The sequence below is a fragment of the Curtobacterium sp. MCPF17_021 genome, from assembly GCF_003234605.2.
Lineage (GTDB): Bacteria > Actinomycetota > Actinomycetes > Actinomycetales > Microbacteriaceae > Curtobacterium > Curtobacterium flaccumfaciens.
Genome location: NZ_CP126252.1, coordinates 2,817,894 through 2,834,376, shown reverse-complemented (window position 1 = coordinate 2,834,376; position 16,483 = coordinate 2,817,894). Strand labels below are relative to the sequence as shown.

Below are 16,483 nucleotides of genomic sequence, written 5' to 3'. Positions count from 1 at the left end.
GTCAGCTCAGGATGTCCTTCGAGGCGAACCGACTGTACGCCAGCGCCCCGAACACCACGACGTACCCGAGCTGCAGCACCGCGTTCGACCCGAACGAGTCGAACGAGATCGGGTCGCGCAGCAGGTCGCCGAACCCGAGCCACTGGTGCGAGAACAGGAACGGGTGCAGCCAGTCGAGCTGGGGGAGCTGATCGAGCACCTGCGACGCCCCGGCGAGCACGACCGTCGCGGCCATCGCGCCGACCGGCACGTTCGTCAGCGTCGACGTGAACATGCCGATCGCCACGAGCCCGAGCATCGACATCGCGACGTACAGCGCGAGCAGCAGGGCACGGCCGGCGTACGACCAGCCGCCCACCTGGGTGCCGGAGAGCAGCGTGACGGGGCCGATCGGGAACAGCACGGCGCCGATAGCCGCACCGACCAGCACCACCAGCAGCGTCGCGGCCAGGCAGAACGCGACGGCACCGGCGAACTTCACCAGGATGAACCGCACGCGGCCCGTCGGTGCGACGAGCAGGTAGCGGATCGTGCCGTGGCTGGCCTCGCCCGCGACGGTGTCACCGGCGACCACGCCGACGGTCAGCGGCAGGAACAGCGGGATCGACACGGTCAGTGCGGTGAACGCCACGAACAGGCCGTTGTTGGTGATGTCGCCGAGGAACGCCGGCCCGCCGTCGTCGCCGTCGGTGGTGAGCTTCACGGCGACCGCGATCAGGATCGGCACGAGCGCGAGTGCCCCGAGCATCGCCCAGGTGCGGCGGCGCCGGAACACCAGCGCGAGTTCGGAACCGAGCAGTGCGAACGGGCGCTGCCGGCGGCGGACGGGCAGGTCGCGTACGGCCGCATCAGGCTGCGACATCGAATCCCTCTCCGGTGAGTGCGACGAACAGGTCCTCGAGGGTGCCGCCGCCCACCGTCAGGCCGCGGACCCGGACGTCGGCGCGCACGAGTTCCGCGGTGATCGTCTCGGGCAGCAGCTCGTTCGGCAGGTCGGCCACCAGCACGTCGGCCCCGCCGTCGTGCCGCGGGGTGAGCCCGAGTCGGGTGAGGACAGTACCGGCCTGCCCGACGTCAGGCGTCCGCACGGTCACGGTCCGGGCCCCTGCTGCGCGCAGCTCGTCGAGGGGGCCCTGCGCGACGATCTTGCCCGTCCGCATGACGGCTGCGTGCGTGCAGACCTGTTCGATCTCGGCCAGCAGGTGGCTCGACACGAACACCGTGGTGCCGTCGTCGGCCAGGGAGCGGATGAGGTTGCGGACCTCGCGCGTGCCCTGGGGGTCGAGGCCGTTCGTCGGCTCGTCGAGCACCAGCAGGTCACGGGGGGACAGCAGGGCGTTCGCGAGACCGAGTCGCTGCTTCATGCCGAGGGAGTACGCGTGCGCCTTCTTGTCCGCCGCGTGGGTCAGCCCGACGCGGTCGAGGGCACCGGCCACGCGGGCCTTGCGGGTGCGCGGGTCCGACGTGGGGTCGGCGGCGTCGAAGCGCTGCAGGTTCGCCCGGCCGGACAGGTACGGGTAGAAGGCCGGCCCCTCGACGAGCGCGCCGACGCGGGGCAGCACCTCGTGCAGCGCCTTCGGCATCGGTTCGCCGAGCAGCTCGATGGTGCCGCCGCTCGCGCTCGAGAGCCCGAGCAGCATCCGGATCGTGGTGGTCTTGCCGGAACCGTTCGGCCCGAGGAACCCGAACACCGCGCCGCGCGGCACCGCCAGGTCGATCCCGTCGACCGCACGCTGCTTGCGGAACACCTTCTGGAGGCCCGTGGTGCGGATCGCCAGGTCGGGTGCCGGCCCGGCCGTGCTCGCCTGATGGTCGGCTGAGTTCACCTCGTGGTCGGCTGTGCGCACCCCGTGGTCGTCCGCGCTCACTTCGCGGCGTCGACCAGGGAGGCGACCGGCACGGCACCCGCGAGCACGCGGCCGTCGTCGGTCAGGTAGACCGAGACGAGCGACGTCTGCACGGCACGGCCGCCGTCGACGGGCTTCGTCAGCTGGTCGAGCAGGCCGGAGGCCTCGCCCTCGAGCCCGGACCGGTCGACCGTGCCGGCGGGGAGCTCGGCGATGGTGCTCCAGCCCGTGCCAGTGAAGGTCGGCTCGTCACCGTTCGGGGTGCCACGGTGGTCGCCGTGCTCGCCCTTCGCGTGTGATCCGGCCTCGGACAGGTCCTTCTCGGTCACCTTCGCGTTCGACGGCGGGGTGAAGTCGAAGAGCCGGGCTGCCGGGGAGCCGTAGTCGAGGCTCGTGAACCCGACCTGCACCGCGGGGTCGTCCGCGCCGGCGGCCTGGACGCTCGCACGGAGCGGGAGACCGGTCTGCTGGTCGACGGCCAACCGGACGGCTGCGACGAGGGTGTCGGACGACTTCGGCGTGAGGGTGATCTGCCAGGCGTCGTGTCCGGCGACGCTGACCTCGGTCGGCTTCGACACAGTGGTGGTCGGGGTGATCGCGTCGATGGCCTGCTTCGCGATGTCGGCCGGGGTGGTCGTGCCGCCCTGCGGGTCCTTCGCGGTGTCGCTCGGCAAGGTCACGTGCGTGGCCGTGCGTTCCTTCGAGTCCCAGGTCCAGACGTCCGAGCCGTTGCGGACGACGTCCTGCTCGGCGAGCTGCTGCGTCAGCTGGACGCGCTGCTTGTCGGGGCCGTCGACGTAGACCCGGGCGGTGTGCGATGCGGTGAGCAGCCCGAGCACGTCGGAGGCGTCGCCCTCGAGCGAGGAGCCGCCGGACCCGGTGGGCAGTTCGGGGAGCCCGAGTGCGCTCGTCTGCGAGAGCTTCCCCGAGTACTGGGCGTCCGACGACTTCGCGATGCTGGCGATGACGGCCGCCGCGCTGGGGTTCGTCCCCGCGATCGGGTCGTTCGCGGCGTTCGCGATCATCGGCGCGGCAACGGCGCCGGCGACGACGACCGGTGCGATGACGGCTGGCAGCCAGGCTGACTTCTTCATCGGGTTCCCCTCGTGGAGCATTGGAGTCGTCGGTACGGTACGTCCGGCCCCCGACAGGCAGCTGGGCGTTGCGCGGGGGACTACGCCTGGGCGTCGACGCCGGCGGGCGCACTGCCGTCGTACTCGCAGATGGCGTTGACCTTCTCGGCGCTGGCACTTGAACGGTCGAACTCGTAGCCGAGCCACTCCTTCGCCAGACGACGCGCGAGCTCGATGCCGACGACCCGCTGCCCCATGCAGAGGACCTGGGCGTCGTTCGACAGGACCGAGCGCTCCACGCTGTAGGAGTCGTGCGCGGTGACGGCGCGGATGCCCGGCACCTTGTTGGCGCTGATCGCCACGCCCAGTCCGGTGCCGCAGATCAGGATCGCCCGGTCGGCCTCGCCGTTCGCCACCAGTCGTGCGGCGTCGACGGCGACGTGCGGGTACGCGGTGTGGCCGTCCGCGTCGACGCCGACGTCCCGCACGTCGGACACCCGCTCGTCGGCGAGCAGGTCGGCCTTGATGATCTCCTTGTAGTCGAACCCGGCGTCGTCGGACCCGATCACGAGACGGTACGTCATGTCTGTGCTCCTCCCGCGCCCCGAGGTTCCGGGCGCTCCCGAACCAGTCTGCGACGGCCGTGGACATCTGTCCAGCACACAATTTCTGCGTTGTGCGTGGCGGTAGCATCGCACCATGTCGGCCGAGACCCCCACCCCGGACGGAGCCCGCACCCGGTTCCCGCTGGACACCGTCTACCAGGCGGCGCGGATGTACTACCTCGAGGACGCCACGCAGGTCGAGATCGCCTCGCGCCTCGGTGTCTCACGGCCGACCGTCTCGCGGCTCGTCGCCGAGGCCCGCAAGGCGGGACTCGTCCGCATCGAGGTCGTCGACCCGTTCCAGGACGAGACCGTGGCGCTCGCCGAACGGCTGCAGGTCGTGCTCGGGCTCCGCGCGGTCCACCTCGCCGCGGTCACCCACGCCGCCACGCTCGGCGCCGACCTGGCCGCACCACTGGCCGCCGCGGTCGAGGGCATGGGACTCGTCCCCGGCGACGCCGTCCTGATGTCGTCCGGCCGCACCGTCTACGACGTCGCACGGTCCGGCATGCCGACCATGCCCGGGGTGCAGCTCGTCCCGACGGTGGGCGGGCAGGCCGACCCGATGCCGTGGTTCCAGACGAACGAGATCACCCGGACGGCCGCGGAGCACTCCGGCGCGATCCCGGCGTTCCTGTTCGCCCAGGCGCTGCCGTCCCCGGTGATGCGGTCCACCCTCGACGAGGACCCGGCGTTCCAGCACGTCGTCGGGCTGTGGAGCCGGGCGAAGGGCGCCATCCTCGGCATCGGGGCGCCGACCCACACGCGGGACGCGCTGGCCCGGGGCATCCCGGTCGAGGACGTCGCGTTCGACCGTGCCGCCGGAGACGTCTGCCTGAACTTCTACGCCGCGGACGGGTCACCGATCGAGTTCCCCGGCAGCGACCGGATGGTGCGGACCTCGCGCGAGATCCTGTCGACCGTGCCGCACGCGGTCGGGGTCGCCGTGGGCAGCGCCAAGGTCACGAGCATCGTGGCCGCGGTGCGGGGCGGTCTGGTCAACGAGCTGGTGACGGACGCCGCGACGGCGCGCGCCGTGCTCGACGCACTCGCCTGAGCGCGATCCTTCCCATCACGCGTGCGATGGCGGGTGGATTCGGGCATACCTGGTCGTTTCTTCGTGGCAGGTACGCCCGGTTTCGGTAGGTACGCCCGGATTTGGCAGGTACGGCCGGGTGCGGGGCGACCGTCGGCGGCCTGGAGGCGCGGGGCGGGGCCGCACCGCGCCTCCAGGCCGGCGGTCCCCACGCCTAGAGCGTGCGCCGCACGTCCCACAGGTGGTGCACCGGGTCGTGCGCGTAGTAGGTGGCGAGCGTCGCGACGGTGAAGGCGCTGCCGTCGGACCGGAGCCCGGTGCGCTCGAGCACCTCGTCGGGCACCGCCGCGAAGGCCCGGGCCGCGCGGTCTGCGGACTCCCGCAGTTCCCGAGCGACGACCGCGGGGTCCTGCTCGCCGTAACGGTCCTCGACGGCGGTGGCGTCCTGGTCCCAGTTCGGGAACGTCGGGGCGTCCTCGGTGAGCATCAGCTCGAGGCGCTCCGCCATCTTCCGGTGCACGTCCCGCACGTGGGCGCCGTACTCGAGCGGTGACCACGTGTGGTCGTCCGGGCGGTCGCGCACGTCGTGGCGCCCGAGGGCCGCGGGCCACCCGGCGGTGTTCTCGTCGATGATGCCCGGCACGTCGCGGACGGTCACCGCGCTGCCGTCGTAGCCGCACTCGGGACACGCGGACTCGATGACCCACGTCCAGTTCTTCGTCTCGGGTTCGATTGCCATGGGCCGATGTTATGGCCTCGTTACTCAGCTTCCGGGTTCGCCGGACTGGTGCGGATCGGCGGCGGCCCCCGTTCGGGTGACACGCCGTTCCCTGAGAATCACCGGCCAATGACATTTCGGTTGCTCGGTAACGTCGCTCGCTGTTCTGGGCCGGTTCCCGACGGCCCACCGATCTTCTCGAGGAGCGATGCATGGGTTCCGACCCCAGCAGTACCCACCCCCGACCGCACCGACGGCTGCGCGAGAGCGACGTCACCGTGGTCGACAAGAGCATGATGCGACGAGCCGTCAGCGGCATGGTCGTCGGCAACACCATGGAGTGGTACGACGTCGGTGTGTACGGCTACCTGGCCGTCACGATGGGGAAGGTGTTCCTGCCGACGGCCGAACCCTCGGTGCAGATCCTGTTCAGCCTCGGGGTGTTCGCGGCGACCTACATCGCACGGCCCCTGGGTGGCATCGTGTTCGGACGCCTCGGCGACAAGATCGGCCGGCAGAAGGTGCTCGCGACGACGCTGATCATGATGGCGGCGTCGACGTTCCTGATCGGGGCGCTCCCCGCGTACGCGACGATCGGCGTGTTCGGCCCGATCCTGCTCGTCGTGCTGAAGCTCGCGCAGGGCTTCTCGACCGGTGGTGAGTACGCCGGGGCGACGACGTTCGTCACGGAGTACGCCCCGGACCGCCGTCGTGGGTTCTTCGCGAGCATCCTGGACTTCGGCAGCTACCTGGGCTTCGCGCTCGGTGCCACGGTGGTGTCGGTGCTGCAGCTCACCCTCGGCGACGAGGCGATGACCGCCTACGGCTGGCGGTTCCCGTTCCTCGCTGCCGGTGTGATCGGCGTCGTGGCCATCTACTTCCGTCTGCGCATCGAGGAGTCGCCGGTGTTCCAAGCGACCCAGGCCGCGCAGGAGGCCACGACCGAGTCCCGTGCGTCCTTCGACGGTGAGCGTCCGGCCAACGTCGTCGCGATGGTCCGTCAGCACTGGCGCCCGATCGTCATCGCGATCATGCTCGTCGCCGCGTCGAACACCGTGGGCTACGCCCTGACCTCCTACATGCCGACGTACCTGACCGACTCGCTCGGGTACTCCGCCATCGACGGCACGCTGCTGACGATCCCGGTGCTCCTGCTGCTGGCGGTGATGCTCCCGCTGACCGGCAAGCTCTCCGACCGCCTCGGCCGCCGCGTCGTGATGTGGATCGGTGCCGCCACCACCGTCGTGCTCGTCGTGCCGGCATTCATGCTCATCGGGCACGGGGCGCAGTGGTCGACGCTCGCCGGCCTCGGGCTCCTCGCGCTCATGACCGCGCTCTGGGTGTCGAACCAGGCTGCGTCGCTGCCGGCGCTGTTCCCGACCTCGACGCGGTACGGCGGCATGGGCTTCGCCTACAACATCGCGATCGCGGTGTTCGGTGGGACCACGCCCCTGATCGTGCAGGCGCTGCTCACCGCGACGGGTGACGAGCTCGCGCCGGCGTACTTCCTGATGGCGATGAGCGTCGTCGGAGCGATCGGTGTCTTCTGCATGAAGGAGTCCTCGCAGCGCCCGCTGCCCGGGTCGATGCCGGCGGTGGAGACCGAGGACGAGGCGAAGGAACTCGTGCTCACGCAGGACACGAACCCGCACCTGGACCTCGGTGACCTGCCGTTCGCGGCGCAGGACGCGGCGGCTGCCGCTGCGCGGGAGGCTGCAGCGCGGGAGGCGTCGCCGGTGCGGTGACGCTGCGGTTGTCGACGTGACCACGGACGGGAGGCACGGTGCGGGTCCGACCCGCACCGCGCCTCCCGTCCGTGCGTGCGCACACTGCGACGATCCACGCGTCGATCGACGCGCGTTCTGTCGCACCATGCGCACGGAGCGGATGTTTGCGCATGAGGCGACGATGCACGCGTCGATCGACTCGTGCTCTGTCGCAAGACGAGTGCGCAGCCTCCCGCGCCCGCGCCGCCGCCTCACTCGTGCCGGTGCTCCGACGCCGGGTCCACCGCGGGCCACACCGGGAACGGGTCCGGCCAGCCGCGCCACACGTCCGGCCCGGCGAGCAGCTCCGACGGCGTGAGCAGCGCCCCGTCGAGCGCCCGCTCGATCGCCCGGACGTCGAGCTGCTCGCCGACGAACCACAGCGCCTGCCCGATCGGGGCGTCGGCGTCCCACGACGGGTTCGCGGTGGGGTCGAGCGCGAGCATCGACCCGAAGCTCGACCACGAGCCGACGTGGTCCGGCCGGGACGCCAGGCGGAAGAACCCCCGCGACCGCAGCACGCGGCCGTTCACGCCGGCGGACAGGTCCTCGGCGATGACGGACGACAGTCGTCCGGGGTGGAACGGCAGCGGCTCCCGGTAGCGCATCGAGACCAGGGCATCGCGGGCTTCGCGCCCGGTGTCCGCGCCGCTCGACAGCGCCCGCATCCAGCCGGCACCGGTGGCGAGCACCCGCGCGGCTCCACCGTTCGAGGCCGGCAGGTCGGCGGCGCTCCGGATCGCGGGCAGGGCGACGATCACGGCCTGGGGTGCCATCCGGTGCAGCAGTGACACGAGCGCCCGACGCCGACGGCCCGACAGCGGTTCGATGCGGTCGAGGGCGATCACCGTCGCGTACTCGACGAGTGCGGCCATCCGGTCCGCGGCCACGAACGCGTCGTCGACGTCCGACCACAGCAGGTGCGCGACGTCGTCGGCCCGCAGCACCCCGACGACGTGCCGCAGCACCCGGTCGTCGCCGGTCTCGGACCGTGCCGCGTTGGCGAGCAGCATGCCGACCGCTCGGGCATCGGCTCCCGGGTGCAGGGTGACGACGAGCCCGTGGCCCGCGTCGGGCCCGCAGACCCGGTCGAGCTGGTCGGCCCGGTCGGCCACGGCGCGGGCGGTGGCGAAGGCACTCCCGGCGACGTGCATCCGGTGTCCGTCCGTGATCCGGGCGGCGACGCGGTCGGCGTCGACCTGGTGCAGGGCGGTGACGAGGGTGATGGCAGCAGCACGCATGTCCGCTACTGTAACTGAAAACCGTTATCAACAAGGAGGCTCGTCGTGAAGGTCCGCAACTCCCTCAAGGCCCTGAAGAAGATCCCCGGCTCGCAGGTGGTCCGACGCCGGGGTCGCGTCTACGTCATCAACAAGAAGAACCCCCGCTGGAACACCCGGCAGGGCTGACGTCAGCGGCGGTCCGTAGGGTGGCGGCATGCGACTGCTGCTCATCCGCCACGGCCAGACCCCCGCGAACGTGCACGGCATCCTCGATGCCGTGGTGCCCGGACCGGGGCTGACCGAGCTCGGGCAGCAGCAGGCCGACGCCCTGCCCGCAGCGCTCGCCGACCGGGGGATCGAGCGACTGTTCGTGTCGTCGATGGTCCGCACGCAGATCACCGCGGCGCCCCTGGCGACCTCGCTCGGCCTCGAGCCCGTGGTGCTGCCGGGCCTGCGCGAGATCGAGGCGGGCGACACCCAGGGCAAGAGCGACAAGGTGTCCGTGCAGACCTACATCTCCACCGTGCACGGCTGGTCCGGCGGCGACCGCACCACCCGGATGCCCGGTGCCGAGAGCGGCGTCGAGTTCTTCGAGCGCTACGACGACGCCGTCCGGCAGATCGAGGCCACCGGGGTCGCGGTCGCCGCCGCCGTCAGCCACGGTGCCGCGATCCGCACGTGGGCGAGCGCAGCTGCGCAGAACACCCCGGACCACTTCGGCACGAAGCGCCACCTGGAGAACACCGGCATCGTCGAGCTCGAGGGCTCGTTCGCCGACGGCTGGCGCCTGGTCGACTGGGAAGGCGAGCCGGTCGGCGGCGACCAGCTCATCGACCGCACGGCGCTCGATCCCACCGGCGAGCGGTTCTGACGCGACCAGCGGACGGACGGGAGGCCCGGTACCAGCTGGTACCGGGCCTCCCGTCCGTTGTCGGACGCGTCGACTACGCGAGCTGCGAAGCCGATGCGGACGTCAGCGGCACGATCACGCCGTGCGACTCGCGCAGCACGTCGAGCGTGCGCTGGACCTCGTCCGCGCGCTCCTCGGTCGTCCAGCCGAGCGCCTCGGCGAGCACGTCGGCCAGCTCGTCGAGCAGGTCGATCGTCACCCCGCCGACGAACGCCAGGTTCGTGCGGCGCAGGACGACGTCGACCAGGTGGACGGCCTGCTCGTGGCGGGCGAAGTACGCGACCTCGGCGCGGGTGAGCGACGGGTCGGACTCGAGTGGCTCGACCGGGCCGTCGGTCAGGACGTCCACGACCTCGGCGGCACGGGTGCCGTAGCGCTCGAGCAGCCCCTCGACCAGGGACTCGTCCAGGCCGTCGCGGTGCGACTTGATCCACAGGGCACGCTGGGCGTCCGTGGTCGGGAACTCCTTGCCACCGCCGATCGGCATGCCCGTGGTGTCGACCTTGCGGCTCATGCCGAGCTTGGTCGTCGCCTCGGTGGACAGGTGTGCAGCGAGAGCACGGAAGGTCGTCCACTTGCCGCCGACGAGCGACAGCACGGTCGACTTCGGCAGCCCGGCGATCTGGGTGTCCACGATCCGGTAGTCGCGGGACACGAAGCCGGGGGCGGTGTCCTCGTGGCGGGGGAGCGGACGGATGCCGGAGTAGCTGTAGACGATGTGGTCGCGGGTGACGTCGATCTGCGGGAACACGTGCTTCACGAGCCCGAAGAAGTAGTCGATCTCCTCGTCGGTCGTCGTGACCGGCTTCGCGGGGTCGGCGTCGATGTCGGTGGTGCCGATGAGCACCCGGCCCTTGAGCGGGTAGATGAGGACGATGCGGCCGTCGTCGTTCTCGAAGAACAGCTCGCGGCCCTTGGTGGCCTCGAGCAGCTCGTCGTTGTGCACGACGATGTGCGAGCCCTTCGTGCCGCCCATGAACTTCGTCTCGCCGCCGAACGCCTCGTTCGTCAGGTCGGTCCAGGGGCCGGAGGCGTTGATCACGACGTCGGCGGTGAAGACGAACTCGTCGCCGGTCTCGCGGTCGCGCAGCAGGACGCCGCCGTCGCGGGTGCCGGCTGCCTCGACGTAGTTGACCGCGCGTGCCTTGTCGGCTCCCGCCGCCAGACCGTCCTTCAGGACGTCGAGGGCCAGGCGCTCGGGCTCGTGCACGCTCGCGTCGTAGTAGGTGCCCGTGTACTTCAGGTCCTTGTTGAGGGCGGGCATGTCCTCGAGCGCGGCCTTCTTGGTGCGGAAGACGTGCTTCGGGACGGAGCCGCCGTCACGCGAGAAGGAGTCGTAGATCGTCATGCCGATCTTGATGAGCATCGCGCCGCGCTCCTTGGTGGAGCGCTGCTTGTGCGTCAGCATGCGCAGCGGGGCGTTCATGATGCCGGAGAACGTCGAGAAGATCGGCATGGTCGTCTGCAGCGGCTTGACGTAGTGCGGGGCGATGCGGATCAGGCCGTTGCGCTCCTGCACGCTCTCGCGCACCAGGCGGAACTCGCCGTTCTCCAGGTAGCGGATGCCGCCGTGGATCATGTGGCTCGAGGCCGCGGAGGCGCCGGAGGCGTAGTCGCCACGCTCGACCAGGGCGACGTCGACGCCCTGGAGCGCCAGGTCGCGGAACGTCGCGATGCCGTTGATGCCGCCGCCGACGACGAGGACCTGCGCGTTCGGGCGCTCGGTGAGGGCGGTCACCGTGTTCCGGGGCTGTGTCTTCTTCGACATGGTTCGTCGCTTCCTTCGTCTGTTCGTGGGGTCAGGATCGATCGTGCGCTCGTTCGACAGGGCGGGCAACTCGCGTGCACGAACGTGCAGCACACGTGTCGTCCAGGCCCGACACGGCGGTCAGGAGGCGCGGCAGGGGTTGCAGAGGCCCTGCACGTCCGTGCATGGTTGCGTTCGACAGATCGGAGCACCATGAGCGATGCGGCTCAGCCCATGCGCACGCAGCAGGCGCTGCGCGCCGCCCACCTCTACTACCTGCAGGACCTGACGATGGACGCGATCGCCGACGAACTCGGCACCTCGCGCTCGTCGGTGTCGCGGCTGCTGAAGTACGCCAGGGACACCGGGCTCGTCGACATCCAGATCCGTTCGCCCCTGGACCAGGCCGCTGCGCTGAGCCGGAGCATCCGCTCCCGCTTCGGGGTGCACGCGCACGTCGTCCCGGTGCCGGACCACACGAGCGACGTCGACCGGCTCGAGCGGGTCGCCCTGTCCGCCGCCCGGATCCTGACGCAGTACGTCGAGTCGAACATGGTGATCGGGATCTCGTGGGGCTCGACGGTGAGCGCGGTCAGCCGCTACCTGGTGCCGAAGACGACCCACGGATCGACGATCGTGCAGATCAACGGCGCTGCGAACACCCGCACCACCGGCATCGTCTACGCGTCCGAGATCCTCCGCCGGTTCGGCGAGGCCTACGGGGCGTTCGTGCAGCAGTTCCCGGTGCCGGCGTTCTTCGACGACCCCGCGACGAAGGAAGCGCTGTTCCGGGAGCGCTCGATCCGCCGTGTGCTCGACCTGCACGAGCGGATGGACCTCGTGGTGTTCGGTGTCGGTGCCCCGCAGGCCCCGGTGCCCTCGCACGTGTACTCCGGCGGGTACCTCGACCCCGAGGACCGTGACGAGCTCACGCAGGCGGGGGTCGTCGGGGACGTCTCGACGGTGTTCTACCGGGCCGACGGCTCGTGGAAGGACATCGGGGTGAACGCGCGGGCCGGCGCTCCGGACCTCGACACGATCAAGCGCGCGCCACGGCGGGTCTGCGTCGTCGCCGGGCGGTCGAAGGCGGCTTCACTGCGCGGTGCGCTGGCCGCCGGACTCATCACGGACCTGATCCTGGACGAGAGCGTGGGGCAGGCGATCCTGCAGCCCTGAGTCAGGACCTGACGCAGTTTGTCGGTGGCCCGTCGTAGGTTCTCGACCATGGTGCTTTCTCTCGAACAGCCCGGTCAGCGGTACTTCCGGCGGATGGTCGGCAGCGACGTCGACCAGGCGCTCGCGTTCTTCACGGGCGACTACGACTTCCGCGCACCACTGGTCCGTCGCACCCACGAGAACGCCCACTGGGACTTCGCCGGCGTCGGTGACGAGCGGATGTCCCTGCGCTCGTCACGGTTCATGGTCGACCTGCGGAGCGAGAGCCAGGTCGACGACGAGTTCCTGGTCGCCTGGATGCGGAGCGGCTCGAGCCGGATCACCTCGGGCGGCGAGACGTACGAGCTCGAGGCCGGGGTGCCCGTCGTGCTGCCCTTCGCCGAGCCGTACGCGCTGCACCACCGCGACATCGCCCTGAACCTGGTGCACCTGGACCGCGACTTCGTCCGCGCCGTGGCCGGCGACGACGACTTCGCCTTCGAGCCGATGCGCCGCCCGACGGCCGACGGCATCGCGCTGTGGCGGTCGGTGGTGCGGAAGTACTCGGCCACGTGGCTCGACGTCGACCGGTCGATGAGCCCGGTGGTGCAGCACGACATCGCCGAAGCCTTCGCGACCGCGGCGATCCGAGCGTTCCCGCAGCGCAACAAGTGGCGAGCGACGGTGTCCGGCAGCGGCCCGGAGCACGACCGCCTGCGCCGAGCGCTCGAGTTCGTGCACGAGCACGCGCGGGAAGCGATCGGCACCCCGGACATCGCGGCGGCGGCGGGTCTCAGCCCGCGCGGGCTGCAGCAGTCCCTCCGCCGGCACCTCGACCAGACGCCGGGGGAACTCCTGCGCGGCGTACGACTCGACGGCGCCAGGACCGACCTGGTCGGCAGTGGCCTGGACGAGACGACGGTGGCCGAGATCGCGCGCACGTGGGGCTTCGGGCACCTCGGGCGCTTCTCGGCGACCTACCGCAGCCGCTTCGGGGAACTGCCGAGCGAGTCGCTGCGCGGGCGCTGACCGACGGCGCCGGGGTCTGTTCGGCCGAATTCCGTGACACGGATCGCGCTGCCGCTGTCCGGATGTTCGGCTCAGTGCTGCTGTGGGCGAATCCGGTGCTCAATGGACGGGACGAACGCACCGCCCACGAAGGAGTCAGCATGCGCATCGGCGTCCCCACCGAGATCAAGAACAACGAGTACCGCGTCGCGGCCACGCCCGCCGGTGTCGCCGAGCTCGGGTCGCACGGCCACCAGGTGCTGGTGCAGGCCGGTGCCGGGGCCGGTTCGGCCTTCTCCGACGACGAGTACCGCACCGCCGGGGCCACGATCGTCGACACCGCGGCCGAGGTGTGGGAGCGTGCCGAGCTGATCCTCAAGGTGAAGGAGCCGGTCGCGTCGGAGTACCCGATGATCCGGCCGGGCCAGGTGCTCTTCACCTACCTGCACCTCGCCGCCGACCGACCGCTGACCGACGCGCTCGTCGACTCGGGTGCGACGGCGATCGCCTACGAGACCGTGCAGCTGCCGGACCGCTCGCTGCCCCTGCTGTCGCCGATGTCCGAGGTCGCCGGGCGACTGTCCGCCCAGGTCGGCGCGTTCCACCTGATGCGCACGAACGGTGGGCGCGGGCTGCTGCTCGGCGGGGTCCCCGGCACGCCGAAGGGCCGCGTGGTCGTCATCGGCGGCGGCGTCGCGGGGGAGCACGCCGCGACGATGGCGCTCGGGATGGGCGCCGACGTCACGGTGTTCGACATCAGCCTGCCGCGGCTCCGGGCCCTGGACGCCCGGTTCGACGGCCGCGTCACGACCCTGCGCTCGTCGGCGCACGCCATCGCCGAGGCCCTGCGCGACGCGGACCTGGTGATCGGCTCCGTGCTCATCCCCGGGGCGTCCGCGCCGAAGCTCGTCACCGACGCGATGGTCGCCGACATGCGGCCGGGCTCGGTGCTGGTCGACATCGCGATCGACCAGGGCGGCTGCTTCGAGGGCTCCCACCCGACCACCCACGACGACCCCACGTTCGCCGTGCACGACACCGTGTACTACTGCGTGGCGAACATGCCCGGCGCCGTTCCGCGCACGAGCACGATCTCGCTGACGAACGCGACGCTGCCGTACGCCGTCGCGATCGCCGACCGTGGCTGGGAGGCCGCGCTCGAGGCCGACCCCGCACTCGCCGGCGGCCTGAACGTGCACGACGGCCGGGTCACGAACGCCGCGGTCGCCGCCGCGCACGGCCTGGTCGCATCCGCGCGCTGATTCCTCGCGCTGAGGCCGGGGGCGTCGGGCTGTCCGGCCGCCCACTTCGCGAAAGCGACAGTTCCCCGCCGAACATCGGCGGGGAACTGTCGCTTTCGCGGCCCGGACGGGTGCGAGGCCGCGGGAACTGTCGATTTCGCGGGCCTGACGCGCAGGTAGCCGCGCGTCAGGCGGCCACCGGGGCCGCCGCCCGACCGGCACGCCCGCCGACCCAGCCGGCGCGGGCACGCACCACCACGGTCACGACGACCACGGCCGCCGCAGCCACCACGGCCGCGACCGCCGTCGGCACGGAGACGAGCGGTCCCTCGAACCGGGCCACGGCGACCCACGCCAGACCCCACGCGACCGAGGCCATGGGTGCCAGGCGTCCCCGGCCCCACAGCGCGATGAGGACCCCGACGAGCCCGGCGACGGCGGCGACGACCACGCCCCACGGGTCCTGCCCGAGTCCGAAGCCCCGGAAGCCCGCTGCTGTCAGCACCGCAGCGGTGTTCGCGGCCGTCGCGACGCAGACCCACCCCAGGTACAGCCCGAACGTGCCGTCGGTCAGGATCGCGTCGACGACGCCGCGGGACGGGGTGCGGCGCAGGATCGTGAACGTCCAGATCAGCACGACGAGCAGGGCGACGATGATCGGCTCGCTCGCCCACAGGAACCCGAACTGCACCGACAGGATCCACGCGGCGTTGAGCAGCAGGGAGAGCACCGCCGGCACCACCAGCCGCTCGTGCCGCTCGTCGTTCGCGGTGCGGAAGAGCTGCAGGACCGCGTAGCCGATGAGCCCGGCGTAGACGACACTCCAGATCGAGAAGGCCGGGCCGTCCGGGGCGATCGCGGTGGAGGACGCCGACAGGGCGCCACCGGCGGCGTCCTGGATGGGCGTGCCACCGGCAGCGCCCGACCCCACGTACGCGCCGATGACGGCGACGACCGCGCTCACGGCCACCGCGATGCGCTTCCAGATCCTCTTCATGACGGTCCCTTTCGTCAGCATGCTGATGACCTGCACCGTAGGCGGCCGGTGGCGGCGGTCGTGCAGCGCACGTTCAGGCAGGACGCGGGGCGTGTGGCGGGGCCGCCACGGGCCTCCAGGCCGGAGACCGGCCACCCTGCGTACGGTGGGCGCGTGAGCGTCGAACTGAACACCGTCTACATCGACCGGATCGCACCGATCGCGAGTCCGTCCCTCGACGACACCTTCCGGATGCTCGACGAACAGGGTGCCAGCGCGTGCATCGTCCTGCACCAGCCCGACGCCGAGGAACTCGGCGACGTCGCGGTCGCCCTCGGCCTGCACGAACTCGCCGTCGAGGACTCCGCCGAGGGGCACCAGCGACCGAAGCTCGAGCGCTACGGCTCGACGCTGTTCGTGGTGCTCAAGCCGGCGCTGTACAACGACCAGCAGGAAGAGGTGGCGTTCGGCGAGGTGCACGCCTTCGTCGGTGAGACCTTCTTCCTCGCCGTCGTGAAGGCCGACCCCCGCGGCAGGCAGACCGTTCCCCGGGCGCTGCAGCGGTTGAGCGGCAAGCCGGGGCTGGTGACCGTCGGCCCGCAGGCGCAGCTCTGGGCGCTGATGGACTCCATCGTCGACGGCTACGTGCCGGTGATCGACGGCCTCGAAGAGGACATCAACCAGATCGAGGACCAGCTGTTCTCGGGCGAGGCCGGGGTGTCCCGGCGCGTGTACGAGCTGTTCGGCGAGGTCGTCGACTTCCAGCGAGCGGCGCGTCCCTTGGTCTACATGATCGAGAACCTGCACCGCGGCGCCGAGAAGTACCACCTGCCGATCGAGATGCAGCGGCGGTTCCGCGACGTCCTCGACCACGCGATCCGGGTGGTGGAACGCCTCGACACGTTCCGGCAGCTGCTGCAGAACGCCCTGACCGTCGATTCGACCCTGGCGGCGCAGAAGCAGAACGACGACACGAAGAAGATCTCCGGCTGGGCGGCGATCCTGTTCGCGCCGACGCTCATCGCCGCGATCTACGGGATGAACTTCACGCACATGCCCGAACTCGGCTGGACGTGGGGGTACCCGCTGTCGATCGTCGCGATGGTCCTGTTCGCCGCGATCCTGTACGTGGTGTTCAAGGTCAAGCGCTGGTTCTGAGCCGCAACCGGAGCCGCGCC

Annotated in this window: 16 protein-coding genes; 8 read left to right on the top strand and 8 right to left on the bottom strand. The window is 71.1% G+C overall.

Features of this window, described 5'->3' with window-relative positions:
* Nucleotide 1: 1 nt before the first annotated feature.
* From DEJ29_RS13345 to DEJ29_RS13330, 4 genes are all read right to left on the bottom strand, one after another.
* Nucleotides 2-862 carry an ABC transporter permease gene (locus DEJ29_RS13345; RefSeq protein ID WP_027466217.1) on the bottom strand — a complete coding sequence of 287 codons (861 nt, stop codon included), beginning with the start codon at nt 860-862 and terminating at the stop codon, nt 2-4.
* The gene (locus DEJ29_RS13340) at nt 849-1,826 is read right to left on the bottom strand and encodes an ABC transporter ATP-binding protein (protein ID WP_111095793.1); all 978 of its coding nucleotides are present in this window, start codon (nt 1,824-1,826) and stop codon (nt 849-851) included. The genes DEJ29_RS13345 and DEJ29_RS13340 overlap by 14 nt, the downstream gene beginning before the upstream one ends.
* 38 nt (nt 1,827-1,864) lie before the next feature.
* Nucleotides 1,865-2,941 carry a LolA family protein gene (locus DEJ29_RS13335; RefSeq protein ID WP_146248396.1) on the bottom strand — a complete coding sequence of 359 codons (1,077 nt, stop codon included), beginning with the start codon at nt 2,939-2,941 and terminating at the stop codon, nt 1,865-1,867.
* Between the two features lie 80 nt (nt 2,942-3,021).
* Nucleotides 3,022-3,504 carry a ribose-5-phosphate isomerase gene (locus DEJ29_RS13330; RefSeq protein WP_111057823.1) on the bottom strand — a complete coding sequence of 161 codons (483 nt, stop codon included), beginning with the start codon at nt 3,502-3,504 and terminating at the stop codon, nt 3,022-3,024.
* A 115-nt stretch (nt 3,505-3,619) separates the two neighbouring features.
* Between DEJ29_RS13330 and DEJ29_RS13325 the strand changes: the two genes are divergently transcribed.
* On the top strand, nt 3,620-4,582 hold the full coding sequence (locus tag DEJ29_RS13325; RefSeq protein ID WP_071405045.1) for a sugar-binding transcriptional regulator: 963 nt from the start codon (nt 3,620-3,622) through the stop codon (nt 4,580-4,582).
* Nucleotides 4,583-4,775: 193 nt separating this feature from the next.
* Here DEJ29_RS13325 and DEJ29_RS13320 read toward each other — a convergent pair whose 3' ends face one another.
* Complete coding sequence (locus tag DEJ29_RS13320; RefSeq protein WP_111095776.1) at nt 4,776-5,300, bottom strand: DinB family protein; 525 nt, start codon at nt 5,298-5,300, stop codon at nt 4,776-4,778.
* A gap of 191 nt (nt 5,301-5,491) precedes the next feature.
* Between DEJ29_RS13320 and DEJ29_RS13315 the strand changes: the two genes are divergently transcribed.
* Entirely contained in the window at nt 5,492-7,024 is a 1,533-nt protein-coding gene (locus DEJ29_RS13315) for an MFS transporter (RefSeq protein ID WP_111095777.1), read from the top strand.
* A 233-nt stretch (nt 7,025-7,257) separates the two neighbouring features.
* Here the strand turns inward: DEJ29_RS13315 and DEJ29_RS13310 are convergent, their stop codons facing one another.
* Nucleotides 7,258-8,286 carry a GTP-binding protein gene (locus DEJ29_RS13310; RefSeq protein WP_111095778.1) on the bottom strand — a complete coding sequence of 343 codons (1,029 nt, stop codon included), beginning with the start codon at nt 8,284-8,286 and terminating at the stop codon, nt 7,258-7,260.
* Between the two features lie 45 nt (nt 8,287-8,331).
* Here DEJ29_RS13310 and ykgO point away from each other — a divergent pair, with 45 nt between their 5' ends.
* Complete coding sequence (ykgO, locus tag DEJ29_RS13305) at nt 8,332-8,454, top strand: type B 50S ribosomal protein L36 (RefSeq protein ID WP_017888460.1); 123 nt, start codon at nt 8,332-8,334, stop codon at nt 8,452-8,454.
* A 28-nt stretch (nt 8,455-8,482) separates the two neighbouring features.
* The gene (locus DEJ29_RS13300; RefSeq protein ID WP_042538188.1) at nt 8,483-9,139 is read left to right on the top strand and encodes a histidine phosphatase family protein; all 657 of its coding nucleotides are present in this window, start codon (nt 8,483-8,485) and stop codon (nt 9,137-9,139) included.
* 73 nt (nt 9,140-9,212) lie between these two features.
* Here DEJ29_RS13300 and DEJ29_RS13295 read toward each other — a convergent pair whose 3' ends face one another.
* Nucleotides 9,213-10,946, bottom strand: a complete 1,734-nt coding sequence (locus tag DEJ29_RS13295; RefSeq protein WP_111095779.1) for a glycerol-3-phosphate dehydrogenase/oxidase — start codon at nt 10,944-10,946, stop codon at nt 9,213-9,215.
* 192 nt (nt 10,947-11,138) lie between these two features.
* Between DEJ29_RS13295 and DEJ29_RS13290 the strand changes: the two genes are divergently transcribed.
* The 3 genes from DEJ29_RS13290 (at nt 11,139) to ald (ending at nt 14,350) form a co-directional block, all read left to right on the top strand.
* Nucleotides 11,139-12,101, top strand: coding sequence for a sugar-binding transcriptional regulator (locus tag DEJ29_RS13290; RefSeq protein WP_027466231.1), 963 nt, complete (start codon nt 11,139-11,141; stop codon nt 12,099-12,101).
* A gap of 48 nt (nt 12,102-12,149) precedes the next feature.
* Entirely contained in the window at nt 12,150-13,109 is a 960-nt protein-coding gene (locus tag DEJ29_RS13285; RefSeq protein ID WP_111095780.1) for a helix-turn-helix transcriptional regulator, read from the top strand.
* 140 nt (nt 13,110-13,249) lie between these two features.
* On the top strand, nt 13,250-14,350 hold the full coding sequence (gene ald, locus DEJ29_RS13280; protein ID WP_111095781.1) for an alanine dehydrogenase: 1,101 nt from the start codon (nt 13,250-13,252) through the stop codon (nt 14,348-14,350).
* 166 nt (nt 14,351-14,516) lie between these two features.
* Here ald and DEJ29_RS13275 read toward each other — a convergent pair whose 3' ends face one another.
* Nucleotides 14,517-15,326: a TspO-related membrane protein gene (locus DEJ29_RS13275; protein WP_111095794.1), complete on the bottom strand. Its 810-nt coding sequence runs from the start codon at nt 15,324-15,326 to the stop codon at nt 14,517-14,519.
* Between the two features lie 153 nt (nt 15,327-15,479).
* Between DEJ29_RS13275 and DEJ29_RS13270 the strand changes: the two genes are divergently transcribed.
* The gene (locus DEJ29_RS13270) at nt 15,480-16,463 is read left to right on the top strand and encodes a magnesium and cobalt transport protein CorA (RefSeq protein WP_111095782.1); all 984 of its coding nucleotides are present in this window, start codon (nt 15,480-15,482) and stop codon (nt 16,461-16,463) included.
* The last annotated feature ends 20 nt before the right edge of the window (nt 16,464-16,483 follow it).

Excerpts from the sequence above, each read along its gene's own strand:
- DEJ29_RS13320 (WP_111095776.1), bottom strand. The coding sequence starts at position 5,300 with ATGGCAATCGAACCCGAGACGAAGAACTGGACGTGGGTCATCGAGTCC.
- DEJ29_RS13295 (WP_111095779.1), bottom strand. The coding sequence starts at position 10,946 with ATGTCGAAGAAGACACAGCCCCGGAACACGGTGACCGCCCTCACCGAG.
- DEJ29_RS13275 (WP_111095794.1), bottom strand. The coding sequence starts at position 15,326 with ATGAAGAGGATCTGGAAGCGCATCGCGGTGGCCGTGAGCGCGGTCGTC.
- ald (WP_111095781.1), top strand. The coding sequence starts at position 13,250 with ATGCGCATCGGCGTCCCCACCGAGATCAAGAACAACGAGTACCGCGTC.
- DEJ29_RS13285 (WP_111095780.1), top strand. The coding sequence starts at position 12,150 with ATGGTGCTTTCTCTCGAACAGCCCGGTCAGCGGTACTTCCGGCGGATG.
- DEJ29_RS13345 (WP_027466217.1), bottom strand. The coding sequence starts at position 862 with ATGTCGCAGCCTGATGCGGCCGTACGCGACCTGCCCGTCCGCCGCCGG.
- DEJ29_RS13310 (WP_111095778.1), bottom strand. The coding sequence starts at position 8,286 with ATGCGTGCTGCTGCCATCACCCTCGTCACCGCCCTGCACCAGGTCGAC.
- DEJ29_RS13330 (WP_111057823.1), bottom strand. The coding sequence starts at position 3,504 with ATGACGTACCGTCTCGTGATCGGGTCCGACGACGCCGGGTTCGACTAC.
- DEJ29_RS13290 (WP_027466231.1), top strand. The coding sequence starts at position 11,139 with ATGAGCGATGCGGCTCAGCCCATGCGCACGCAGCAGGCGCTGCGCGCC.
- DEJ29_RS13315 (WP_111095777.1), top strand. The coding sequence starts at position 5,492 with ATGGGTTCCGACCCCAGCAGTACCCACCCCCGACCGCACCGACGGCTG.
- DEJ29_RS13335 (WP_146248396.1), bottom strand. The coding sequence starts at position 2,941 with ATGAAGAAGTCAGCCTGGCTGCCAGCCGTCATCGCACCGGTCGTCGTC.
- DEJ29_RS13300 (WP_042538188.1), top strand. The coding sequence starts at position 8,483 with ATGCGACTGCTGCTCATCCGCCACGGCCAGACCCCCGCGAACGTGCAC.
- DEJ29_RS13325 (WP_071405045.1), top strand. The coding sequence starts at position 3,620 with ATGTCGGCCGAGACCCCCACCCCGGACGGAGCCCGCACCCGGTTCCCG.